This is a genomic window from Stenotrophomonas sp. SrG, from assembly GCF_050031795.1.
GTDB lineage: Bacteria > Pseudomonadota > Gammaproteobacteria > Xanthomonadales > Xanthomonadaceae > Stenotrophomonas > Stenotrophomonas rhizophila_A.
Genome location: NZ_JBNBBE010000015.1, coordinates 49,379 through 72,024 on the forward strand (window position 1 = coordinate 49,379; position 22,646 = coordinate 72,024).

Here is a 22,646-nt window from a genome sequence, read left to right on the forward strand (position 1 = left end):
TGGCTGGGCGGGTGCCGGCAGCGGGCCGGTGGCCGGCGCGGGCGATGATGATGGCGGATAGCTGGGCGTCGACCCCATCGGCGAGGTCGCTTCCAGCTTGAGCAGCGCCGCCCAGTCCTGCCGGTTGAAGTTGCACTCGTCTTCGCGTCCGGGGGTACAGCCCATGTCGTAGGGATCGCTGGAGGGAGCCGGCGGCAGCTGGATGCGGCCGCTGCGATCCAGCGACAGCTTGCGCATTGCCACCGTGTTCATCACATTGCCGCCGATCAGGTACAGCGTGTGGTCGCCGCCCATGTTCGCTGCGATCACCACCTCGCAGTGGGATTTCCAGTTCGCCACCGTACCGCCGCTGAGCTGTTGCACCAGCCCGGCGTAACTCAATGATTCGTTGCGGCCACGCAGGTAACACAACAGGTCGCCGGGCGCGGGCTTTTCCTGCGCTGGATCCGCCATCCGGTACGGACCGGTGTTCTGGTAAGCGGCGCGGATGTAGTCGATGTGGCGCGGCGAGCGGGTGAAGCCGGGCACTCCGGCGCGGCTCATCACCCAGGAGATGAAGGCGGCCGACCACGGGTTGTCGATCAGGAACGCACGACAGTCGCTGTCGGTGTAGCGCGAACCGAACGGCTCCATGCAGCTGGTGGCGCCAGGCTGGCTGCCCATCGGTCCCAGCGTGCCGCTGTCGCGCCAGTAGCCGACCACGCGCTGCCACGCGGGCATACCGTCGTCGGCCAGGTATTCCCGTTCGGCCTCGCTGACGCCAAGGTTGCGCGCACGGCCTTCACCATCGATGAAGGGGCGGTACCACAGTCGGTGCTCGTTGCAGGCGGTCCGCACGATGCTCGCCGCCAGCGGGCTCAGACCATAGCGCGGCGGGATGTCGCAGACCTCGGCAGCGGCGGCAGCGCCGGGAAGCAGCAGGAGCAGGGGGGTCAGGCAGGCAAGCAGGGGCAGCGGGCGCATCCGCGCTCTCCGGGTGGGGGCACGGGAAGCGTCGCAGAGCCGGCAGGGGAAGCCCGTGAAGGCAGCGCTGCGCCACCGGTGTCGCCGGCAGGTACCGACCGTTGGTCGGTACGCATGCCACGGTAGGTACCGACCGTTGGTCGGTACGCATGCCCCGGTAGGTACCGACCGTTGGTCGGTACCCGATCAGGGCGGATCGCCGAGCTTCAACGACAGATCAATCGCCTGCACATGCTTGGTCAGCCCACCAATCGAGATGCAATCGACGCCGTCCTCGGCAATTGCGCGCAGCCCGGCCAGGTCCACGCTGCCGGAAACCTCCAGCGGGATGCGTCCGGCGGCGATCCGCACCGCTTCACGGCGGCTGGCCGCGTCGAAGTCATCGATCAGGATCCGGTCGCACCCCACCGCCAGCGCTTCGCGCAGCTGCGCCAGGTCTTCCACTTCCACCACCAGCGGCAGCTGTGGCCACTGCGCCCGTGCGGCATTGACCGCAGCGGTCAGCGAACCGGCGGCGCGGATGTGGTTTTCCTTGAGCATCACCGTGTCGTACAGGCCCTGGCGATGGTTGTCGCCGCCACCGCAACGCACCGCGTACTTCTGCGCCGCGCGCAGGCCGGGCAGGGTTTTGCGGGTGTCCAGGATGCGCGTGCCGGTCCCGGTCACCGCCGCGACGTAGCGTGCGGTAGTAGTGGCGGTGCCCGACAGCGTCTGCAGGAAATTCAACGAGGTGCGTTCGGCGCTCACCAGGCTGCGGTTGCGCCCGTGCAGGATCGCCAGCACGGTGCCGGCGGGCACCGCATCGCCTTCGGCCACCCGCCACTCGATCCGGACCTGCGGGTCCAAGGCCTGGTGGGTGGCATCGAACCACGGCCGGCCTGCGATCACCGCATCCTGCTTGCACAGCAGGTAGGCGCTGTCGGGGCGGTCCGGGAGCAGGGCGGCAGTCACATCACCCGGGCCGATGTCCTCGGCCAGGGCGCGGGCGACATCGGCCTGCACCTGGCCGGGGTCAGGAGGCGTCAGCACGCTCAGGCTCATTACTTGGGAAAATCGGCAATCTGGGCGGTATCGATGGCTTCTTCCGGCAGCAGCACGGGAATGCCATCGTTGACGCGGAAAATCTGCTTGCGGTCGTGGGTCAGCAGCGCTTCGCGCACGGGTTGGACCAGCGGGGTGCCCTCGAGGTTGGTCACCGTGCCGGCGCCAATGGCCCGGTTGAGCGCGTCCAGGCCCTTGGAATCCAGCAGGGACAGGCGCTGGGCGGTGCGGGGCGCGCACAGGAGGTCGATGACTTTGCGATCCATGGGTTCTTCGTCTTGCGTGGAAGGCGGCTAGAATACGTCTTTAAGGCAGGTGACGGCCAATGACCCCCAACCAATCCGCGCCGCTCGTCGGCATCGTCATGGGTTCCCGCTCCGACTGGGAGACCATGCAGCACGCGGCGCAGAAGCTGGACGCGCTCGGTGTTCCCTACGAAGTGAAAGTCGTGTCGGCGCACCGTACGCCCGACGTGCTGTTCACCTACGCCGAACAGGCGGGCCCGCGCGGGCTGCGCGCCATCATTGCCGGTGCCGGCGGCGCCGCGCACCTGCCGGGCATGATCGCGGCCAAGACCGCGGTGCCGGTGCTGGGCGTGCCGGTGCAGTCCAAGGCCCTGAACGGCATGGATTCGCTGCTGTCGATCGTGCAGATGCCGGCCGGCATCCCGGTGGCCACCTTCGCCATCGGCAATGCCGGCGCCTCCAACGCCGCGCTGTTTGCCGCCGCCATGCTGGCGCCGGAGCAGCCGGCCATCGGCCAGGCGCTGGAGGGTTTCCGTTCCCGCCAGACCGAAGACGTCATGGCCCACGACGATCCGCGTCAATGACCACGGTGACCGTTGGCATCCTGGGCGGCGGCCAGCTGGCCCGCATGATGGTCCTGGCCGGCGCGCCGATGGGGCTGCGCTTTGAACTGTTCGACCCGGCCGCGGACGCCTGTGGCGGGCAGCTGGCGCCACTCCAGGTGGCCGCGTTCGAGGACGAGGCCGCCCTGGCCGCGTTCGCCGAACGGGTGGACGTGGTGACCTTCGACTTCGAGAACGTGCCCGCCCGCAGCGCGCAGTTCCTGGCCGGACGAGTGCCGGTGTATCCCAACCCCGACGCGCTGGCCGTGGCGCAGGACCGCCTGAGCGAAAAGACCCTTTTCCGTGAGCTCGGCATTCCACTGCCGGCGTTCGCCGACATCGGCAGCCGCGACGAACTGGCCACACGGGTGGCCGAGTTCGGCCTGCCGTGCATCCTCAAGACCCGCCGCTTCGGTTACGACGGCAAGGGCCAGTTCCGCCTGCGCAGTGCGGACGACATCGATGCGGCGTGGGATGCGTTGGGCGGCCAGGTGGCCCGCACCGGCCTGATCCTGGAGGGCTTCGTCGCCTTCGAGCGCGAAGTCAGCGTGGTCGCCGTGCGCGGCCAGGATGGCGAGTTCCGTGCCTGGCCGGTCACCGGCAACTGGCATGTGGATGGCGTGCTGTCGGCCAGCCTGGCCCCGGCGCAACTGACACCTGCGCAGCACGACGCCGCCATCGGCTATGCGCAGACGCTGGCCGAACGGCTGGATTATGTGGGGGTGTTCGCGCTGGAGCTGTTCTGTCGCGGCGAGGAGCTGCTGGCCAACGAGATGGCGCCGCGCGTGCACAACTCCGGGCACTGGACCATCGAAGGCAGCGAAACCTCGCAGTTCGAGAACCACCTCCGTGCCGTGGTGGGGTTGCCGCTGGGCGACACCCGCATGCTGGGCCATGCCTGCATGCTCAACTGGCTGGGTGAAATGCCCGATGCGGATGCCGTGCTGGCACAGCCTGGCGGGCACTGGCACGACTACGGGAAGGAGCCGCGCGACGGCCGCAAAGTCGGGCATGCCACGTTGCGTGAGGATGAGGCCGGAGCGTTGGCGGCTGCGCTTGAGGCAGTGGGGCAGCAGCTGGGTCGTCCGGATCAGGTGGCCCCTGCCGTCGCCGCCCTGCGCGATTGATGAAGCGCGGTCACGACCAACGGTCGTGACCTACCGGGCGAAGCAGATCCGGTAGGTACCGACCGTTGGTCGGTACGCGCGTCAATCGCGCAACTGCGTGGCCACGAAATCCCAGTTGACGATTTTCCAGAACGCGTCCAGGTATCGGCCGCGTTCGTTCTGGTAGTCGGTGTAATACGCGTGTTCCCACACATCGCAGGCCAGCAGCGGGGTGCTCTGGCCGGTCAGCGGGGTGCCGGCGTTACGGGTAGCCTGGATCGCCAGCGCACCATTCGGGTGCTGCACCAGCCACACCCAGCCGGCGCCGAACACGCCCAGCGCGACCCGGTCGAATTCCTCGCGCAACCGCTTCGCGTCGCCAAAATGGCGGCTGATCAGTTCGCCCAGCCGCCCCTGCGGTTCGCCACCGCCGCGCGGGTGCAGGCACTGCCAATAGAACGCGTGGTTCCAGGCCTGGGCGGCCGCGTCGAACAGGCTGCCCTGGCTCTGCCGCACAATCTCTTCCAGCGGCAGCTCGGCCAGTTCAGTGCCCTCGATGCGTGCATTTACCGCATCCACGTAACCCCGGTGATGCTGGCCATGGTGCAGGTCCAGGGTGGTAGCCGACAGATGCGGCTGCAGGGCGGTGCGGTCGTAGGGCAGGCGGGGCAATTCGAGGGGCATGGGTCGCTGCAGGCTGGAGACGGGGCGCCGGAGGCAGGGCCAGTAGGATTACAATGACCGTCTGGGAAGTCTATCCGACCGGCGAGGTCGGGTGTCCCGTGGCGCAGGGAGAGTCGTGGTGGCGGTAATGCAAGAGATCCAGGCCGAAGTGGACAAGTACCCCCTCGTGTTGTTCATGAAGGGCACTCCGCAGTACCCCATGTGCGGCTTCTCCAGCCGCGCCGTGCAGGCCCTGATGGCCGCCGGTGCCGTGTCGCTGCGCACCGTCAACGTGCTGGAATTGCCCGAGGTCCGGGCCAACTTGGCGCGCTTCTCCAACCTGCCGACGTTCCCGCAGCTGTTCATCAACGGCGAGCTGATCGGCGGCTGCGACATCATCCAGGAGCTGTTCGAATCCGGCGAACTCAAGCGGATCGTCGAAGAGGCGTCGCAACCGTGAGTTCGGTCCCGTCCGTTGCGGTCGGGACCGCATCGTTGGCCGATCGCGTCATCCTGGTGGCCGGTGCGGGTGGGGGTCTCGGCAGTGCCGCCGCCATTGCCTGTGCCGCCGCGGGTGCCACCGTGGTCCTGCTGGGGCGCAAGCCGCGCCGGCTGGACCGGGTCTACACGGCGGTGGAAGCGGTCGGCCCCGAGCCGCTGCTGTACCCGCTGGACCTGGAAGGGGCCACCCCGGACGACTACGCCACCCTGGCCGAGCGGTTGCAGTCCGAGCTCGGCCGGCTTGATGGCGTGCTGTACTGTGCCGCCGACTTTGCCGGCCTGACCCCGTTCGAACACGCCGACCCGGCCGCGTTCGCGCGGGCGGTGCACGTCAACCTGACCGCCCCGGCTTGGCTGGCCCAGGCCTGCCTGCCGCTGCTGCGCCAGCGCGACGATGCCGCGCTGGTGTTCACCGTGGACGATCCGGCCCGGGTAGGGCGGGCCTACTGGGGCGGCTATGGCGCCGCCCAGCACGGGTTGCGCGGCCTGATCACCGCGCTGCACGACGAGCTGGCCAACAGCCCGGTGCGGGTCAGCGGCCTGCAGCCCGGCCCGATGCGCACCGCGCTGCGCGCCCGTGCCTACTCGATCGACGAAGACGGCATGGCCCGCGACCCGGTGGCCTGCGCTGCGGCGGCCGTCGAACTGCTCTCGGCCCAGGGCATCGCCCACCGCGGCACGGTGCTGGACCTGGCGTAACGGGCTGGAAACAGCCGCGACTTACCCTTCCTTGGAAGCGGTTACGCAAGAATTCGCTCCCTCGAACCTGAACACGAAAGAACGCCCGGCGGAGCACCCTGTTCAGCCAAATGTGAAGAGCGCGTCACGATCGCGTTGTGATGGCGTGTGTTTTGTCGCCAAACGGTCATATAGCGGGCTTATCGTGTTAATCTAGTGTTAACCGTTGCGGCTGAAACCAGCCTGCGGCAAGGGAACCCAGATAAAAGTCCAGACAGCCGCTGAATGGCTGCTTGGGCGCGCTTTTTTTTCCGCCATCGCCAACTCGCATCGAGGCTACTCCCAATGATCGACCCACGCTGTCTCCGGATGTCCAAGCTCACCCTTGGCCTCATGGCAGTACTTGCTGCCGCCCCCGCCTTCGCCCAGAGCACCTCTGCCGGTGTCGGCGGCCAGGTAACGTCTGCCGCTGGCCAGCCTGTTGCTGGCGCCGAAGTCACCATCACGCACACCGAGTCGGGCACGGTCAGCCGCGCCACGACCGATGCTGCGGGTCGATACAACGCGCGCGGCCTGCGCGTGGGTGGTCCGTACACCATCACCATCAACAAGCCCGGTGAAGGCACCAAGACCGAAGAAGGCGTGTACCTGGGCGTGAACCAGACCGGTACCGTCAACGCTGCCCTGACCGGCGACGTTGCGGCGACCAACCTGGACGCCGTGCAGGTCGTGGCCGTGGCCGGTGGCTCGGAAGTGTTCAGCTCGACCAAGATGGGCTCGGGCACCAACATCAGCCAGCAGCAGATCGAGACGGCCCCGTCGATCGGCGGCAACATCCAGGACCTGATGCGTCTTGACCCGCGCGTGACCTTCATCGACCGCGCCTCGGGCTCGATCTCGGCCGGTGGCCAGAACCCGCGCTTCAACTCGATCAACATCGACGGCGTGTCCGCCAGCGACACCTTCGGCCTGGAAGGCAACAACATGCCGACCCGTCGCCAGCCGGTCGCGATGGAAGCCATCGAAGCACTGGACATCAACCTGTCCAACTACGACGTCAGCATCGCTGCCGCCGCCGGTGCCACCGTCAACGCGGTGACCAAGTCGGGTACCAACGATTTCCACGGCTCGGTCTACGGCACCTACCGTGACGGCGACTGGTTCGGCGACAACCCGGAAGGCCAGAAGTTCAACGGCTTCACCAAGGAAGAAACCTACGGCATGACCGTGGGCGGCCCGATCGTGAAGGACAAGCTGTTCTTCTTCGCCAACTACGAAAAGTTCAAGCAGGCCGCCCCGGGCGCCGACCTGAGCGGCACCGCGCTGGGCAAGGCCAACCCGCAGTTCACCCTGGCCGACGTGACCCGTGCGCAGCAGATTGCTGAAGGCTACGGCATTGCCGCCGGTGGCCTGGAAAGCAATGGCGATACGGAGATGGAAGAGTACGCGCTGAAGCTGGACTGGAACATCAGCGACAACCACCGTGCCAACATCCGTTACAGCAAGATCGACCAGAGCAAGCTGCGCATCAACGGCATGACCACCAGCTCGGCCTCGCTGAGCTCGTACTGGTACCAGCACGACAAGACCAACGAGAGCTACGTCGCCCAGCTGTTCAGCGACTGGTCCCCGAACTTCTCGACCGAGCTGAAGGCTTCGTACCGCGAGTACTCGGCGATCCGTAATGTGTCCACCGACGCGCCCAGCATCCGAATCTTCTTCGGCGGCTCCGAGGCATCGCCGTCCGGCGACTCGCTGTACCTCGGTACCGAAGTCAACTCGCAGGACAACATCCTGGAGACCAAGGCGTGGAACTACTACGCCGCCGCTACCTGGACCCTGGGTGACCACGACGTCAAGTTCGGTGCGTCGTACGACACCAACGACATCTACAACTACTTCGGCGCCACCTCGTGGGGCGCGTACACCTTCTACGGCCTGGACAACTTCGCTGCCGGCCGCTGGAGCAGCTACAACTACAATCCGGAACGCACCCCGGGCTCGATTCCGGCGGACTACAAGTTCAGCAACCTTGCCCTGTTCGTGCAGGACACCTGGTACGTCAACAACAACCTGACCCTGACCATGGGCGTGCGTGCCGATCGCGCCGACACCAGCCCGGCCCCGGCTTACAACGCCGCAGCGTCGCAGTTCTTCGGCCTGGACAACAGCGAAGTGCTGAGCAACAAGTTCCTGATCCAGCCGCGCGTCGGCTTCAACTACACCTTCGACACCGATCGCCAGACCCAGCTGCGCGGCGGCGTGGGCCTGTTCCAGGGTGACGCCCCGCAGGTGTGGCTGAGCAACAGCTACTCGGCGACCGGCTTCAATAATTCGGTCTACGCCTACACCAGCGGCTACAACCCGGCGCTGCCGTTCAACCCGAGCAAGGACAGCCAGCCGGTCCCGACCACGCCGGGCTCGAACCGCCAGAACGTCAACTTCGTCGGCAGCGACTTCAACATGCCGTCGGTGTACAAGGCCAACCTGGCCTTCGACCACGAAACCCCGTGGTACGGCATCGTGGCCTCGGCCGAGTTGCTGGTCACCAAGGTCAAGGACGCCCTGTACTACAAGAACCTGAACCTGGGTCCGGTGCAGTATCAGGGTCCGGACGGCCGTGACATGTATTACTCCCGCGGCAGCACCGGCAATGCCTGGGCGACCGGCAACGCACGCGCAGGCCGCAACCAGGCCTACGACTCGGTGTACGAAATCGCCAACACCGACAAGGGCCGCACCTCGCAGTTCACCGTCTCGCTGGCCAAGCCGTGGGATGCCGCCAGTGACTGGTCGTGGAATATCGGCTACACCTACACCGATGCCACCGAAGTCGGCACGCTGACCAGCTCCACCGCCAGCTCGGGCTGGGGCTACCAGTACGCCTTCAACGCCAACGACGAAATCGAGAACACCTCGCGCTACCAGATCCGCGACCGCCTGTCGGGTGCGCTGAACTGGAAGCACAAGTTCTTCGGTGACTACGAAACCCGCATCGGCCTGGTCTACGAAGGCCGCAGCGGCCGTCCGTACAGCTACGTCTACGTGAACGACGCCAACGGCGACAGCCGCACCGCGAACGACCTGTTCTACGTGCCGACCGGCCCGGGCGACGTGCTGTTCGGCAACCTGACCCAGAGTGGCCAGTTCACTGCCGATCCGGCCATGGAGGCCTCGTTCTTCGAGTGGCTGAAGAACAACCCGCAGCTGGCCAAGTACGCCGGCCAGGCGGCCCCGGCCAACCAGTTCCGTACCGGCTGGATCAACACCTTCGACCTGCGCATCAGCCAGGAACTGCCGGGCTTCATGAAGGGTCACAAGTCGGAGATCTGGCTGGACGTCCAGAACATCGGCAACATGATCAACAAGGACTGGGGCAACATCTACGACTACGGCTTCTTCGCCGATGCGCGTGTGGCCACCCTGCAGGGCATCAAGGACGGCAAGTACGTGTACAACTTCCGCGGCGCGGACGAGCCGGCGGTGGCCAACAATGACGCGGACGGCTTCGACGTCGGTGTCTCGCAGTGGTCGGTGCAGCTGGGCTTCCGCTACCAGTTCTGATGAACTGAGCTAGTGGCAAGGAAAACAGAACGGCCGGGGAAGCCCGGCCGTTCTGCTGTGTGCGGTATCGAGGAAGGCGAGGGCGCTTGTCTGCGTTGGCGGATGAGCGTATGCTCGTCCGGTTGCGCGAAAATCGCGCACGTACGGCAGCCCCCGAGGCGTCGCCGGGGTCGAAACGCATCCAACGGTCGGGTCTCCCGGCCGTTTTGCTTTTTAAGGGGGCAGCGGTACAGTCGGCAACCTTGAGGAAGCGAAAAGAATGGAAATGACGATCACCGAAAAGCCGGCGCGCACGCTGCCGGTGCAGGACGCGCGGATCTACCCGCGCGGTGGGCTGGATGTGCTGTCGCGCGCGGAAGTGGCGCGCCTGCGCGATGCATCCGGCGGTGGCATGCACGAGCTGCTGCGCCGCTGCGCGCTGGCCGTGCTGACCAGTGGCAGTGCCTCCGATGATCCGCGCGCCGCGCGCGATCTGTACCCCGATTTCGACATCCAGGTCGCCCAGCAGGACCGCGGCGTGCGCATCGACCTGGTCAATGCACCGGCGATGGCGTTCGTGGACGGCGAGATCATCCGCGGCGTGGCCGAGCTGCTGTTCGCGGTCGTGCGCGACCTGGCCTACATGGCCATCGAAATGGGCCCGGCCTACGCGGCCGAGCTGGAGTCGTCGGAAGGCATCACCAACGCGGTGTTCGGGCTGCTGCGCAACGCGCGCATCCTCAACCCGGGCGACCCGAACCTGGTGGTGTGCTGGGGCGGCCATTCGATCGGCCGCGATGAGTACCTGTACACCAAGCAGGTCGGCTACGAGCTGGGCCTGCGCGGCCTGGACATCTGCACCGGCTGCGGCCCGGGCGCGATGAAGGGCCCGATGAAGGGCGCCACCATTGCCCATGCCAAGCAGCGCAAGCACACCACGCGCTACATCGGCCTGACCGAGCCGGGCATCATCGCCGCCGAATCGCCGAACCCGATCGTGAACCACCTGGTGATCATGCCGGACATCGAGAAGCGTCTCGAAGCGTTCGTGCGCATCGGCCACGGCATCATCGTGTTCGCCGGCGGCGTGGGTACCGCCGAAGAGATCCTGTACCTGCTCGGCATCCTGCTGCGCGAAGAGAACAAGGACCTGCCGTTCCCGCTGATCCTGACCGGCCCGACCGTAGCCGCGCCGTACTTCGAGCAGATCGACCGCTTCATCCGCCTGACCCTGGGCGACGCCGCGGCCGAGCGCTACCAGATCATCATCGGCGACCCGGTCGCGGTGGCGCGGCAGATGTCGGCCGGCATCAAGCGCGTGCGCGAGCACCGCCTGGTGCAGAAGGATTCGTTCTTCTTCAACTGGTCCATCGAGATCCCGTGGGAGTACCAGCAGCCGTTCGTGCCGACCCATGAGGCCATGGCGGCGCTGGACCTGCACCACGGGCGCCCGCCGCATGCACTGGCGGCCGACCTGCGCCGCGCGTTCTCCGGCATCGTCGCCGGCAACGTGAAGGAAGACGGCATGCGCCGGATCGAGCAGTTCGGTCCGTTCGAGATCCATGGCGACGCCGACATGATGCAGGCCCTGGATGAACTCCTGCGTGCCTTCGTCGAACAGCGCCGGATGAAGATCTCGGGCGAGTACCAGCCCTGCTACAGGGTGCTGGCCTGAGAAAGCGGGGTGGCCGGGTCGGGAGCCCGCGCCATCCCCGCCCAACCGTACGGGTGTCAACGGTTTGACGCCCGTCGCCTCCGGGCGACCGTTCGTCCTGCTGTCGCTTGCCGCTGGGCGGCAGGGCGTCCATTGTTCCTGTCATCACGCTGGGGAGCGTCCCATGTCTGCACGCCTGTCCAAGGGCTTCACGCTGGTCGAACTGATGATCACTCTGGTGGTGATCGGAGTGGTGGCCGCTATCGCGTTTCCTAGTTTCCAGAGCCTGATCCGCTCCAGCCGGGTAGCGACCGCCCACAACGAGCTGATCGGGATGGTCAACCTCGCGCGCAACGACGCGATCCGCAACAACCAGGGTGGGGTGGTGTGCGGCAGCAGCAATGGCACGACCTGCAATGGTCAGTGGGGGGCCGGGATGATGGTGTTCAGCGACAGCGATGGTGACGGCGCTTTCAGCAGCAGCGAAACGGTCTTGCGGTATACGGCGTTCAATAGTGCCTTGACCGTAACTGGTCCGCCGGCGCCGATTGCATTTGACGCGCGCGGCCGTCGTCGTGCCGGGGCCGATCAGACGGTGAAGCTGCGTCCAACCAACTGCGGTAACCAGCCGCTGCAGAGCACGCTGACCATCAATGCCTCTGGCCAGGTCACCGCCGTCAAGGGAGCATGCCAGTGATCCGAAAACCCTACCGACCGCGCGGCCACCAGCGCGGCTTCAGCCTGTTGGAAGTACTGGTGGCGGTAGTGGTTCTCGCCTTCGGCCTGCTTGGGTTCGCACTGCTGCAGACCATGAGCGTACGCTACGTGCAGAGTGCGAATTACCGCACCCAGGCCACCAACCTCGCGTATGACCTCTCCGAGCAGATGCGGAGCAATCGGTTCCAGTCGGCCTGGTACGCCAATGCCAGCTTCGCCTCCGGCAGCAAAACTGCGGCCGGCGTCTGCGCACGGGACATCGGCGCTGTGACCCTCGAACAGAACATCACGCGCTGGCAGTGCCAGGTGGTGAAGGCGCTGGGCGACAACGCATCGGCCACGGTCACCGTGAACAACGGTGTCGCCAACATCTCGATCAGCTGGGCGGACGAACGTTGGAGCAGAACCGCACCGGACGCCGCCACCACCTTCGCCATCCAGACCCAGCTATGAAAGGGCCGCACATGTTCCGTACCCGCCAGACTGGTCTGTCCCTGGTCGAGCTGATGATCTCCCTGGTGATCGGCTTGATCCTGATGTTGGGGATTACCCAGATATTCATTGCTTCCCATGCGGCGTCACGGCTGTCCGAGGGCGTGGCCCGCGCCCAGGAGAACGGCCGGTTCGCGTTGGATTATCTTGAGCGCGACATCCGCATGGCGGGCCACACGGGCTGCGTCAACGACCAGGCGCACTTCATCAAAGGGACATCGGCGCTGAAGAACAACCTTGCTGCCGGTACGGGAAGTGGCAGTCCGCTGGATTTCAGCGTGGCAATCCAAGGTTATGAAGCCGGCAACACCGGTCCTACCAACACGCTGTCGGTAGGGGCAGGCGCGATTCCGGCCGGCATGCCAGTCTCCATCACCGGTCTCAACCCCGCGCCAGTAGCCGGCAGCGACGTACTGGTGCTGCGCTTCCTGGCGCCGGAAGGTGTGCCGGTCCTCGGAATCAACGGTCAGGAGTTGACGGTAGACGCCGGCGCGTTGAATCGCCTTACCGAGAGCGGCGTGGCGATACCAACACTGTTTGGCATCGCCAACTGCGAGACGGCCGACGTCTTTGCGGGCAACATCACCGCAGGGAAGATCACCGGCGGCACGGTGGACTTCACCCGTTATGCCCCGCAGCCGGAACCGACGGTGGTGTATCGCGCGGAATCAATGGTGTACTACATAGGCGAGGGTGCGAACGGACCTGGTCTGCGTCGCGCACGCGCGAACTCGGCGGGTGTGTATGCGATCAACGAAGAGCTGGTGGAAGGTATCGAAAACCTGCAGCTGATGTATGGGTTGGATGCGACGCCAGTTATCGCTGCGGCAACACCACCGGTCGGCAATATGGCTGTGCAGAACGTGGCCTCGGGGGTCACCACGGATGCCAACGCCACGGGCGCCGGGCAATGGCGTCGCGTTGGCATGGTCCAGGTCGGCCTGGTTGCGCGGAGCGCCAATCGTATCGATAGCAACGCCAACTCCCGGCCGACCGATGCGGCGGCCCGCTTGGGCGTGCTCGGCATGACCTATGACCAGGCCGCCGCGACCGATGGCAGATATCGCACTGCCTATGAAGTCAGCATTGCCCTGCGCAACCGCCTGTTCGGGAACTGATCATGAATCGTCCATCGCACTTTCCTCGTCCCATCCCACGCAGTCAACGTGGCGCGGTGCTGTACGTCGCGCTGATCATGCTGCTGCTGCTTGCCCTGATCGGCGTGGCCGGCATGCAGGTGGCCGGCATGCAGGAAAAAATGGCATCGAACTATCGTGCTTCCAGTCGCTCCTTCCAGGCGACGGAGGGGGTGTTGCGCAACACTGAGCGCGCGGCGGAAGCCATCACGGACCGCACGACGCTGCCGGACGGAAGCCTGATCAGCGCGACGTCGATTTCGATAAATTGTGAGGACGGGTTTGACCCGGTCGCGTGGGCCCGCCAGAAGCCGGTCCCCGCGTTGCCCGCTGTCAATGTCCGGCGCATCGACAAATGCGGCGGACCCGGCGGCAATGCGCTGGACGAAGGACAGCCCAACGATGACGATTCCGCATCGTTCCAGATCACCGCGTACTCCACTGACAACACGGCGAACCCGTCGTCGTGGACGGTGATCGATACCATTTTCAAGCTCTGAGGACGCGGTCATGGCTTCGCGCAGATTCAAGTGGACGGCTGCCGGTTCGACGGTAGCAGCAATCGGCCTGGCAATCGTCGGCTACTCGCTGATCGCGGCACAGGGCAAGGGCGTCTTGGCGCAGGAGCCACTGGCCAGCAAGACGTCGGCACCGGCGTCGTTCATCATGGCGGTGGATGATTCCGGCTCGATGAACTTCCAGACGCAGTTCCCAGGGCGCGACGGCGAGGGCTGCTGGAATACCACCCGCCAGAGCTTCTTCGACGCCAACGGGCAGTTGTACACGTCCGGCAACTGCGATTACTTCTTCGTGGTGCCGGGCCCGCGCATCAATAACTATTACGGCATTCCGCCGATCAATTCGCTCGGTTTTGCCCGGTCTGCTGCCTATAACCCCAGCTACTACGACCCGACGGTAAAGTACGAGCCCTGGGCGAAGTCGGGTCTGGAGGATTACCTCCCGAGTAGCCCAACGGCGGCGCTGATCAATCCCCAGCCCAATGGTGGAACCGCTTCCGTGAATCTGGTTGCCAACTATTACAGCACGGCCGCCAACGACAGTTTCCGCATGCAGACGGGTATGGTGATTCCTGCAAACACGCGGTTCCGCTACAACAATACCAATTACCAGTACGACACGGATTACACCTGGCCATCGAACAGGGGTGAGTCGAACATCGCCATCGAGTATGTGCCCGCCACGTTCTTCGTACCCTTCACGGCAGATGACGAGCCCCGACCGCAGCTGCCCGGCGTCGTTGATGCGTACGCAGGGGCCACCCGCGTAAAGGTATTCAATGCTTGTGGCACCAATTGCACGATGTGGAAATACACGCTCGCCGGCACTAATGAGGCGTCCCGGAATTTCGCCAATTGGTTCACGTACTACGGCAACCGCAACCGCGCGATGATTGCGGGCATGACACGCTCGATGAAAGGTGTGGAACAGCTGAAGGTGGGCTACTTCCGCATCAACCAGAACGGCAGTTACGACAGTGGAACTGCCGCCAACAAGCGCTTGGCCATGCGTTCCATGGACAACGCTGACCAGAAGGCCGCGTTGTACGCGGACATGCTCTCCCTGACGGCAAGCGGTGGCACGCCGAATCGCCAGGCGGTAAACGCGGCGGCCCTGCAGTTTACCCGCACCGACGACGGCGCACCCATCACCAACTCCTGCCAGAAGAACGCGGTGATGCTGTTCACCGACGGTTTCAGCAACGGCGGTGGTCCCACTGTTGGCAACAACGACCAGAACATGGGCACGCCGTTCAGTGACTCGTATTCCAACACCATGGCGGACATCGTCACCCGGTTCTACAACAACAACGGCACCCAGCCGCCATTGCGGCCGGACCTGCCGGCCGGGATGGTGCCCGTGCCAGAGGCCTGCGGAAATGGCGACAAGAGCCTGGATTGCCAGACCAATCTTCACCTGAATTTCTACGGTGTGACGCTGGGCGCGCGCGGTAATCTGTTCAATTCCAACCTCAAGCAGGATCCTTACAAGGACGCATCGATCTACGGTAACTGGCCGCCTCGCGAAGACGACGAGCGCAGCACGGTTGACGATATCTGGCATGCTGCCGTGAATACCCGTGGTGAGTACATCAACGCCCGTACGCCGGTCGACATCACCGCAGCCATGGCCCGCGTCCTGCAGGCAGTGGGTTCCGGCGGCGCGCCGTCCAGCGGCACAGGTGCGAGCGGTGCCCGCATCGGGGTTGGCTCGATCACTGCCGGATCGGCTTATGACATCAAGAACGAGGGGACGGACTGGTCCAGTACGCTGACCGCCATGCGGCTGTCAGTCGACCCCACCACGCGTGCGTTGGTGCAGTCCGATTTCTGGGAGGCAAGCGCGAGGCTGCCGTCGGCAGCATCACGGCGGATCTTCTTCACGCGCGGCGGCCAGACGCATGATTTCTCCACCGCCAGCGTCACGCTTGCGGATCTGTGCAGCAAGACCGCCCAGAATCCCGGGATGTTGGTCTGCGACGACGTCGTGGCCCGCACCAGCGTAACCGACGCCGGCGCGGTGGCCTACCTGCGCGGCGATACCTCAGGCGAGAAGCGCAATGGCGGTCGCCTGCGCGACCGTACGACGCGGCTTGGCGACATCATCAACTCCACCCCCGTCATTACCTCGCCGATCGACGACTTCGGTTATCGCCGCTTGGGCGGCACCCTCGAAACCTCCTACCAGAACTTCCTGGAAGACAAGAGCGCGAAGGCGCAGTACATGGTGTACGCAGGTGCCAATGACGGCATGCTGCATGGCTTCAATGGTGGCATGAAGGGGGACGGCAGCGTCGTCGCCGGGGGCGGAACCGAAGCGTTTGCCTATATTCCGAGCACTTCGCTCGGGCACATGGCCAACCTGCTCGTGCCCTACGATGCCACCTCGAAGGTGGGCCAGAAGTTCAAGCACAAGTACTATGTTGACGGTCAGATTGCCGTGGGAGATACGTATTACGGCTCCGCTTGGCATACCACGCTGGTGGGGGCGTCAGGCGCAGGTGGCCGCAGCGTGTTCGGCCTCGATGTCACGCACGGCGCTGCGTTCGATGCCAACAGCAAGCGCTGGGAAATCAGCGATCTGGATACAACCTTGCCCAAGGACGTCCGCGACAATATCGGGTTCGTGCTCGGCAAGCCGGTCATCGTTCCGATACTCGAGGGCGGAAAGGCCACCTGGAAGGCGATCTTCGGCAACGGATTCAACAGTGCCAGCGGAAAGGCCGTGCTCTTCGTCGTCAATATCGAGGACGGCAAGGCGCGGATGATCGAGGCGGTGGAGACGGGGACGGGCGTGCCTTCGGGTAGCAACGGGCTGTCCAGCATCGTGGTGGTCGATCGCTGGGGCGACGCCAACCAGCAGAGGCGCACTCGTGACGGCTACTCCGATACGGTCTACGGTACGGACCAGAAGGGCGCTGTGTGGAAATTTGATCTGCGCAGCACGGGCAATCTGAGCGTGCCGTTGTTCACCACTCTGCCTTCCACTGAATCCGGGGTGCGGATACGCCAGCCGATCACCGGCGGTATTACTGCCGGCGTCGGTAACGGCGGCGGCGTCATGCTGTATTTCGGGACGGGGAGCTTCTCGTTCGAGGACGATCCGAGGGACAGCTCGCTGCAGACGCTGTATGCCGTGAACGATACGGTCAATGGTCCGATCGGGACCGGACTTTCCCGAGCGAACCTGTCTGGCTACACAGCCAACATCGTGGGCTCGAAACGAACGCTGACCGCAGGCACGCCACCGACCGGCTCGCGCGGCTGGTTCATCGACCTGGCATTCCGCGAGCGCTTCGTGGCCAATCCGACGCTGTCCAACGGTATTGTCTACATGCCAACGTACATTCCGCGTGACCCGACCAACGCCAGCACCAGCTGCGCGGTTCCCGGCGACAACTGGCTGTTCGGGCTGCAGCCGCTGACCGGTGCAGGGGCGCTGGGCCGCGCCACCTTGGGTTCGCCGACGGGCACCGCCTTCGAAGTCGGGACCGCGGGCTTCAAGAGCACGTCCAAGAGTGGGTCGCCCATCACCAACGCGAATGCGTTTGCATTGCCTCGGCAGTCGCCGCCTGCACTTGGGGGAGGCGGGGGCGCAGGGCCGCCGACCGTTCCGTCCAGCGTCTGTATGGGCGGTATCCAGTACGGATCCGACACGCTGTACATCCCTTATCCGTGTGGTCGTCAATCGTGGAGACAGATCAAGTGAGCAAGCCTTCTTCCATGAACGGGCGTGGACCACGCAAGGTGATGGGCTTCACCCTCATCGAACTGATGATCACCGTGGCAGTGATCGCGGTGCTCGCCTCCATCGCCTATCCCTCCTACACAGCCCAAGTGCGCAAGTCCAAGCGCGCCGCGGCCAAGGCGGAGCTGGTGGAGTACGCACAGCGCGCCGAGCGCCAGCACACGCTCAACAACAGCTACACGAACTTCAAGTTCGTGGAAAACAGCGGCACTACCATCGCCTCGCCACGCGATGGCAGCAAGCCGATGTACCAGGTGACCTTTGCGTCGGCCAATGCCAACGCGTTTACGATTACGGCAGTTCCGCAGGGTGACCAGGCAAAAGACCCGTGCGGCACCATCTCGGTGAACCAGGCGGGGGTGAAGACCCCGGCCAACACCAGTGCGCTGGATTGCTGGTAAATGGCCGCCGGCGGTTGCAACGCCACGAGTGAACGTCTAGAATTCGCGTCCCCGCCCGAATAGCTCAGCCGGTTAGAGCACTTGACTGTTAATCAGGGGGTCGTTGGTTCGAGTCCAACTTCGGGCGCCAGTTTCTGCAGAAGCCGCGAGCAATCGCGGCTTTTGTCGTTTCGGTGGCTGGTGTAGAGGTAGACCCGGCCGCTCAGTGCGGGCAGTCCACGGTGCCCGGCCTGCGTGCGGCACGGGTGCGGCCCACGTTGTTCACGACCACCTCGCCGTGCAGCTGCCCTCCGGCACAGATGGCCACCGTGAGCGGGCTGCCGCCACTGCGCCCGTCGGGCTGGAGGCGCAGGCGCGGGCGATTCTGGCTGGACCGCGCCACCACCGAGGCATCCCGGTACCCGGGGCGGTACTGCAGGACATCCGTCGGCGAGGGCGGGGAAGTCCCCGATTCCGATCCACGGTCCAGGTGGATCAGCCATCCCCGGCTCCAGTCGTCCCCGCAGTGCATGCCGTCTTCGCTCGGGCAGACGGCCACCGGCGCGGCGCGGGTGATCGCGGTGCTGCGCGCAGTGTTGAACACCGAGACGAGCTGCATGCGCAGCATGTCGGCGCGCATCCGGCTGACGCTGGCGCTCAGCGAGGGCAGGGCCAGCGCGCAGAGCACCGCCAGGATGAGCAGGGTCACCGTCAGTTCCAGCAGGGTGAACCCCCGGGGCCGGGGGAAGGGGCGAGGGCGGTGCATGGGGGATACCGGAGACAAGGCGTCACCGTGCCCTGTCCGGAGCAGGCCGACCATCGGTCAAAGGCAAGCTTCACGGTAGGCTGCCCCCTCAGCCGGCCGTCACCCAACCCCCCGCTATAATGTAAGGCCCGGTCTATGGCGGCACCATGAGCGATCGCTTCGAACTTGTATCTCCGTACTCCCCGGCGGGCGACCAGCCGGCCGCGATCGAGAAGCTGACGGCCAATTTCGAAGCCGGCATCGCCAAGCAGACCCTGCTGGGCGTGACCGGCTCGGGCAAGACCTACACCATTGCCAACGTCATCCAGCAGGTGCAGAAGCCCACCCTGGTGATGGCGCCGAACAAGACCCTGGCCGCGCAGCTGTACGGCGAGTTCAAGGCGTTCTTCCCGCACAACGCGGTGGAGTACTTCGTCAGCTACTACGACTACTACCAGCCCGAAGCCTACGTGCCGTCATCGGACACCTTCATCGAGAAGGACAGTTCGATCAACGAGCACATCGAGCAGATGCGGCTGGCGGCGACCAAGACCCTGCTGTCGCGCCCGGATGCGATCGTGGTGGCCACCGTGTCGGCAATCTACGGCCTGGGTGCGCCCGAGGACTACCTGTCGCTGCGCCTGATCCTGTCCACCGGCGAACGCATCGACCAGCGCGACCTGATCAACCATCTCACCCAGCTGCAGTACACCCGCAACGAGTACGAGCTGCACCGCGGCACGTTCCGCGTGCGCGGCGAGGTCATCGACATATTCCCCGCGGAATCGGACAGCGAAGCGGTGCGCATCGAACTGTTCGATGGCGAAGTCGAACAGATCAGCATGTTCGATCCGCTTACCGGTGAAAGCCTGCGCCGCCTGCAGCGCTACACCGTATACCCCAAGACCCATTACGCCACCACGCGCGAGCGGGTGCTGTCGGCGGTGGATACCATCAAGGCCGAGCTCAAGGTGCGGCTGGAGCAGCTGTACGAACAGAACAAGCTGGTGGAAGCGCAGCGCCTGGCGCAGCGCACCCAGTTCGACCTGGAAATGATGGCCGAGGTCGGCTTCTGCAACGGCATCGAAAACTATTCGCGGCACCTCACCGGCAAGGCCGCCGGCGAGCCGCCGCCGACCCTGTTCGACTACCTGCCGCCCGATGCGCTGCTGGTCATCGACGAATCGCACGTGACCATTCCGCAGATCGGCGCGATGTACAAGGGCGACCGCTCGCGCAAGGAAACCCTGGTCGAATTCGGCTTCCGGCTGCCCTCGGCGCTGGACAACCGCCCGCTGCGCTTCGAAGAGTGGGAAGCGCGCTGCCCGCGCAGCATCTACGTGTCCGCTACCCCGGGACCGTACGAGCTGCGCGAAGCCGCCGATGAAATCACCGAGCTGGTGGTGCGCCCGACCGGCCTGATCGACCCGGTGGTGGAGATCCGCCCCGTGGGCACCCAGGTTGACGACCTGATGAGCGAGGTCAACGAGCGCATCAAGCTCGGCGACCGCGTGCTGGTCACCACCCTGACCAAGCGCATGGCCGAGAACCTCACCGAGTACCTCACCGAACACGGCATCCGGGTGCGCTACCTGCATTCGGACATCGATACGGTGGAACGCGTGGAGATCATCCGCGACCTGCGCCTTGGCAAGTTCGACGTGCTGGTCGGCATCAACCTGCTGCGCGAAGGCCTGGACATGCCGGAGGTATCGCTGGTGGCGATCCTCGACGCGGACAAGGAGGGCTTCCTGCGCTCGACCGGTTCGCTGATCCAGACCATCGGCCGTGCCGCACGCAACCTGCGCGGCAAGGCGATCCTGTACGCGGACAAGATCACCCGTTCGATGCAGGCGGCGATAGACGAAACCGACCGCCGTCGTGCCAAGCAGGTGGAGTACAACGAAGCGCACGGCATCGTGCCCAAGTCGGTGCTGCGCCCGATCGTGGACGTGCTGGAAGGTGCGCGCTCCGAAGCGGCCGAAAAAGAAGCGCGGGGCAAAGGCAAGGGGCGCGGTGGCCGGGTGGCCGAGGAGGCGGTGGATTACCGCACCCTGGAACCGGCCCAGATCGCCAAGCGGCTGCAGGCGCTGGAGCAGCAGATGTACCAGCACGCCCGCGACCTGGAGTTCGAAGACGCTGCGCGCGTGCGCGACCAGATACGCCAGCTGAAGGAGGCCAGCCTGGGCTGAACAACGCGTTGTGAAATACCTTCACAAAAGTGTTGCTCTTCACACCCGACGTCCGTAATATACGCGGCCTGCACCGACGCAATTGCAGCGGCGCAGCGAGACAAACGGGCGGTTAGCTCAGCGGTAGAGCACTACCTTGACATGGTAGGGGTCACAGGTTCGAACCCTGTACCGCCCACCACTCCAGTCCCAGTGACTGCGGTGGAACAACAGAAAAGCCGGCCATCAGGTCGGCTTTTTTGCGTTGTGGGTTCCGTGACAGCGGCGCTTCCCCACAACGCGTTCCGCACCCACCTGATGGCGACCTGGTTGCCGCAGGCCGAGGATGCAGGCTCCAGCGCGTGGTGGCCTGCATGTCGTTCCTGTCGGACGTCTTCTCCCGTTCGTTTCCAGCGCCGTTGCCCCTGTTCGGCAAGGCATGTGCGCTCGCACTGCTGGCCGGTGTGTGCGGTGTCGTGTTCGCGCCGGTGTTGTTGCCCCGGATGCCTGCGTGGTGCGTGCTGCTGTGCGGTGCGGGGGTCTGGTGTGCGGTGCCGCGTGCACGGTGGTGCGGCGCAGTGCTGGCCGGGATCGGCTGGGTCACCCTGCACGCCCATGCCGGCCTGGCCCTGCAGTTGCCCGCGGCTGCCGCGCCTGCGGACCACGTTTTGCGCGGCCGGGTGGTGGAGCTGCCGCAACATGGATCACGCAGCACCCGCTTCCGGTTCCGCGTGGATGACGATGCGACGATGCCCGCGCACCTGCGCGGCCGCGAGCTTGCGCTGGCCTGGTATGACGTCACTGCGGCAAAAACGCCTGCGCGCGCGCCTGCAGCCGAACCGGCGCTGCGCTGCTCGCTTCGCGCCGGCGCACGCTGGCAGCTCCACGCGCGGCTGCGCCCACCGCGTGGATTGCGCAACCCGGGTGGCTTCGACGCCGAGCGGCATGCGCTGCTGCAGCGGTTGAGCGGTACCGGACACGTGCGCGCGCCAGCGATGGCCCTGGGCGACCCGACCGGATTGCCGGCGTGGCGCGAGCGCATGGCCGATGCCATTGCCGGACACGTGCCGGGCGCTGGCGCCCGTTTCATCCAGGCGCTGGCGCTGGGCGATACCCGCAGGTTGGGGCAGGGCGACTGGGATGATCTGCGCGCGCTCGGCCTGACCCACCTGGTGGCGATCTCCGGGTTTCACGTCGGGTTGGTGGCCGGATTCGCGGCGTGGCTGGCGGGGCTGGCCTGGCGAGCGGTTGCCGCGCTGGGGCGCTGTTGGCCACGGCCATTGGCGGCCGCGTTGGCGGCCGCCACCGGTGCCGCGCTGTATGCGGCCGTGGCCGGCTTCGCGCTGCCCACGGTGCGCACGGTGCTGATGATCGCGGTGGTCGCCGCCGCCCGCTGCGTGCGACGACCGGCCACCGTTGGCCAGGCGTTGGCACTGGCGGCCCTGGCGGTGCTGCTGGTGGATCCACTGTCGGTGCTGGCCCCGGGGTTCTGGCTCAGCTTCGCCGGGGTGCTGTGGCTGGTCTGGTGCCTGCCGGGGCACGGGGTGCACTGGCTGCGCACCTTCCTGGCCGCGCAGGGCGTGGCCACCCTGGCGCTGTTGCCGCTTACCGTGGCGCTGTTCGGGCAGGCCTCGCGGGCGGGGCCGTTGGTCAACCTCCTGGCCATTCCCTGGTGGAGCCTGGTGGTGGTGCCATTGGCGCTGCTTGGCACCGGGCTTGAGGCCGTGGTCGACGGGGCGGGGA

Annotated in this window: 19 protein-coding genes and 2 tRNA genes; 16 read left to right on the forward strand and 5 right to left on the reverse strand. The window is 65.6% G+C overall.

The window, feature by feature from the left end; translation table 11 throughout:
* The 3 genes from ACQG3P_RS14965 to ACQG3P_RS14975 all read right to left on the reverse strand — a co-directional run.
* The coding region (locus ACQG3P_RS14965; protein WP_426805513.1) for a DUF2272 domain-containing protein at positions 1–963 on the reverse strand (963 nt) is incomplete at its 3' end.
* 186 nt (positions 964–1,149) lie between these two features.
* A complete protein-coding gene (gene nadC, locus ACQG3P_RS14970) occupies positions 1,150–2,004 on the reverse strand; it encodes a carboxylating nicotinate-nucleotide diphosphorylase (RefSeq protein ID WP_426805514.1) in 855 nt (284 codons plus the stop codon).
* Complete coding sequence (locus tag ACQG3P_RS14975; RefSeq protein ID WP_426805515.1) at positions 2,004–2,270, reverse strand: Trm112 family protein; 267 nt, start codon at positions 2,268–2,270, stop codon at positions 2,004–2,006. Before ACQG3P_RS14975 ends, nadC begins: the two co-directional genes overlap by 1 nt.
* A gap of 59 nt (positions 2,271–2,329) precedes the next feature.
* On the opposite strand from ACQG3P_RS14975, the gene purE reads away from it, so the two are divergent.
* Both purE and ACQG3P_RS14985 read left to right on the forward strand, forming a co-directional pair.
* On the forward strand, positions 2,330–2,833 hold the full coding sequence (gene purE, locus ACQG3P_RS14980) for a 5-(carboxyamino)imidazole ribonucleotide mutase (RefSeq protein ID WP_068850697.1): 504 nt from the start codon (positions 2,330–2,332) through the stop codon (positions 2,831–2,833).
* Complete coding sequence (locus tag ACQG3P_RS14985; protein ID WP_426805516.1) at positions 2,830–3,978, forward strand: 5-(carboxyamino)imidazole ribonucleotide synthase; 1,149 nt, start codon at positions 2,830–2,832, stop codon at positions 3,976–3,978. Before purE ends, ACQG3P_RS14985 begins: the two co-directional genes overlap by 4 nt.
* Before the next feature lie 81 nt (positions 3,979–4,059).
* Here ACQG3P_RS14985 and ACQG3P_RS14990 read toward each other — a convergent pair whose 3' ends face one another.
* Positions 4,060–4,641, reverse strand: a complete 582-nt coding sequence (locus ACQG3P_RS14990; RefSeq protein WP_068850703.1) for a superoxide dismutase — start codon at positions 4,639–4,641, stop codon at positions 4,060–4,062.
* Positions 4,642–4,759: 118 nt separating this feature from the next.
* Between ACQG3P_RS14990 and grxD the strand changes: the two genes are divergently transcribed.
* The 11 genes from grxD (at position 4,760) to ACQG3P_RS15045 (ending at position 18,138) form a co-directional block, all read left to right on the forward strand.
* Entirely contained in the window at positions 4,760–5,080 is a 321-nt protein-coding gene (grxD, locus tag ACQG3P_RS14995; RefSeq protein WP_068854623.1) for a Grx4 family monothiol glutaredoxin, read from the forward strand.
* Positions 5,077–5,820 (forward strand): SDR family NAD(P)-dependent oxidoreductase, encoded by a 744-nt coding sequence (locus tag ACQG3P_RS15000; protein ID WP_426805517.1) that lies wholly within the window; start codon positions 5,077–5,079, stop codon positions 5,818–5,820. Before grxD ends, ACQG3P_RS15000 begins: the two co-directional genes overlap by 4 nt.
* A 348-nt stretch (positions 5,821–6,168) precedes the next feature.
* Positions 6,169–9,363 carry a TonB-dependent receptor gene (locus tag ACQG3P_RS15005; RefSeq protein ID WP_426805518.1) on the forward strand — a complete coding sequence of 1,065 codons (3,195 nt, stop codon included), beginning with the start codon at positions 6,169–6,171 and terminating at the stop codon, positions 9,361–9,363.
* Positions 9,364–9,628: 265 nt separating this feature from the next.
* Positions 9,629–11,017: a nucleotide 5'-monophosphate nucleosidase PpnN gene (gene ppnN / locus ACQG3P_RS15010; RefSeq protein ID WP_095364063.1), complete on the forward strand. Its 1,389-nt coding sequence runs from the start codon at positions 9,629–9,631 to the stop codon at positions 11,015–11,017.
* A 163-nt stretch (positions 11,018–11,180) separates the two neighbouring features.
* Positions 11,181–11,693 (forward strand): GspH/FimT family pseudopilin, encoded by a 513-nt coding sequence (locus tag ACQG3P_RS15015; RefSeq protein WP_068850716.1) that lies wholly within the window; start codon positions 11,181–11,183, stop codon positions 11,691–11,693.
* On the forward strand, positions 11,684–12,166 hold the full coding sequence (gene pilV / locus ACQG3P_RS15020; protein ID WP_068850719.1) for a type IV pilus modification protein PilV: 483 nt from the start codon (positions 11,684–11,686) through the stop codon (positions 12,164–12,166). Before ACQG3P_RS15015 ends, pilV begins: the two co-directional genes overlap by 10 nt.
* An 11-nt stretch (positions 12,167–12,177) precedes the next feature.
* Positions 12,178–13,323, forward strand: coding sequence for a PilW family protein (locus ACQG3P_RS15025; RefSeq protein WP_426805519.1), 1,146 nt, complete (start codon positions 12,178–12,180; stop codon positions 13,321–13,323).
* Between the two features lie 2 nt (positions 13,324–13,325).
* A complete protein-coding gene (locus ACQG3P_RS15030) occupies positions 13,326–13,841 on the forward strand; it encodes a pilus assembly PilX family protein (protein WP_426805520.1) in 516 nt (171 codons plus the stop codon).
* A 10-nt stretch (positions 13,842–13,851) separates the two neighbouring features.
* Entirely contained in the window at positions 13,852–17,568 is a 3,717-nt protein-coding gene (locus tag ACQG3P_RS15035) for a pilus assembly protein (RefSeq protein WP_426805521.1), read from the forward strand.
* 14 nt (positions 17,569–17,582) lie between these two features.
* A complete protein-coding gene (locus ACQG3P_RS15040) occupies positions 17,583–18,008 on the forward strand; it encodes a type IV pilin protein (RefSeq protein ID WP_426805528.1) in 426 nt (141 codons plus the stop codon).
* 53 nt (positions 18,009–18,061) lie between these two features.
* Positions 18,062–18,138, forward strand: a tRNA-Asn gene (locus ACQG3P_RS15045).
* Between the two features lie 72 nt (positions 18,139–18,210).
* Here the strand turns inward: ACQG3P_RS15045 and ACQG3P_RS15050 are convergent.
* Positions 18,211–18,807, reverse strand: a complete 597-nt coding sequence (locus ACQG3P_RS15050) for a GspH/FimT family pseudopilin (RefSeq protein ID WP_426805522.1) — start codon at positions 18,805–18,807, stop codon at positions 18,211–18,213.
* A gap of 92 nt (positions 18,808–18,899) precedes the next feature.
* Between ACQG3P_RS15050 and uvrB the strand changes: the two genes are divergently transcribed.
* The 3 genes from uvrB to ACQG3P_RS15065 all read left to right on the forward strand — a co-directional run.
* Entirely contained in the window at positions 18,900–20,924 is a 2,025-nt protein-coding gene (uvrB, locus tag ACQG3P_RS15055; RefSeq protein ID WP_068854624.1) for an excinuclease ABC subunit UvrB, read from the forward strand.
* A 106-nt stretch (positions 20,925–21,030) separates the two neighbouring features.
* A tRNA-Val gene (locus ACQG3P_RS15060) sits at positions 21,031–21,105 on the forward strand.
* A gap of 172 nt (positions 21,106–21,277) precedes the next feature.
* The coding region (locus ACQG3P_RS15065; RefSeq protein ID WP_426805523.1) for a ComEC/Rec2 family competence protein at positions 21,278–22,646 on the forward strand (1,369 nt) is incomplete at its 3' end.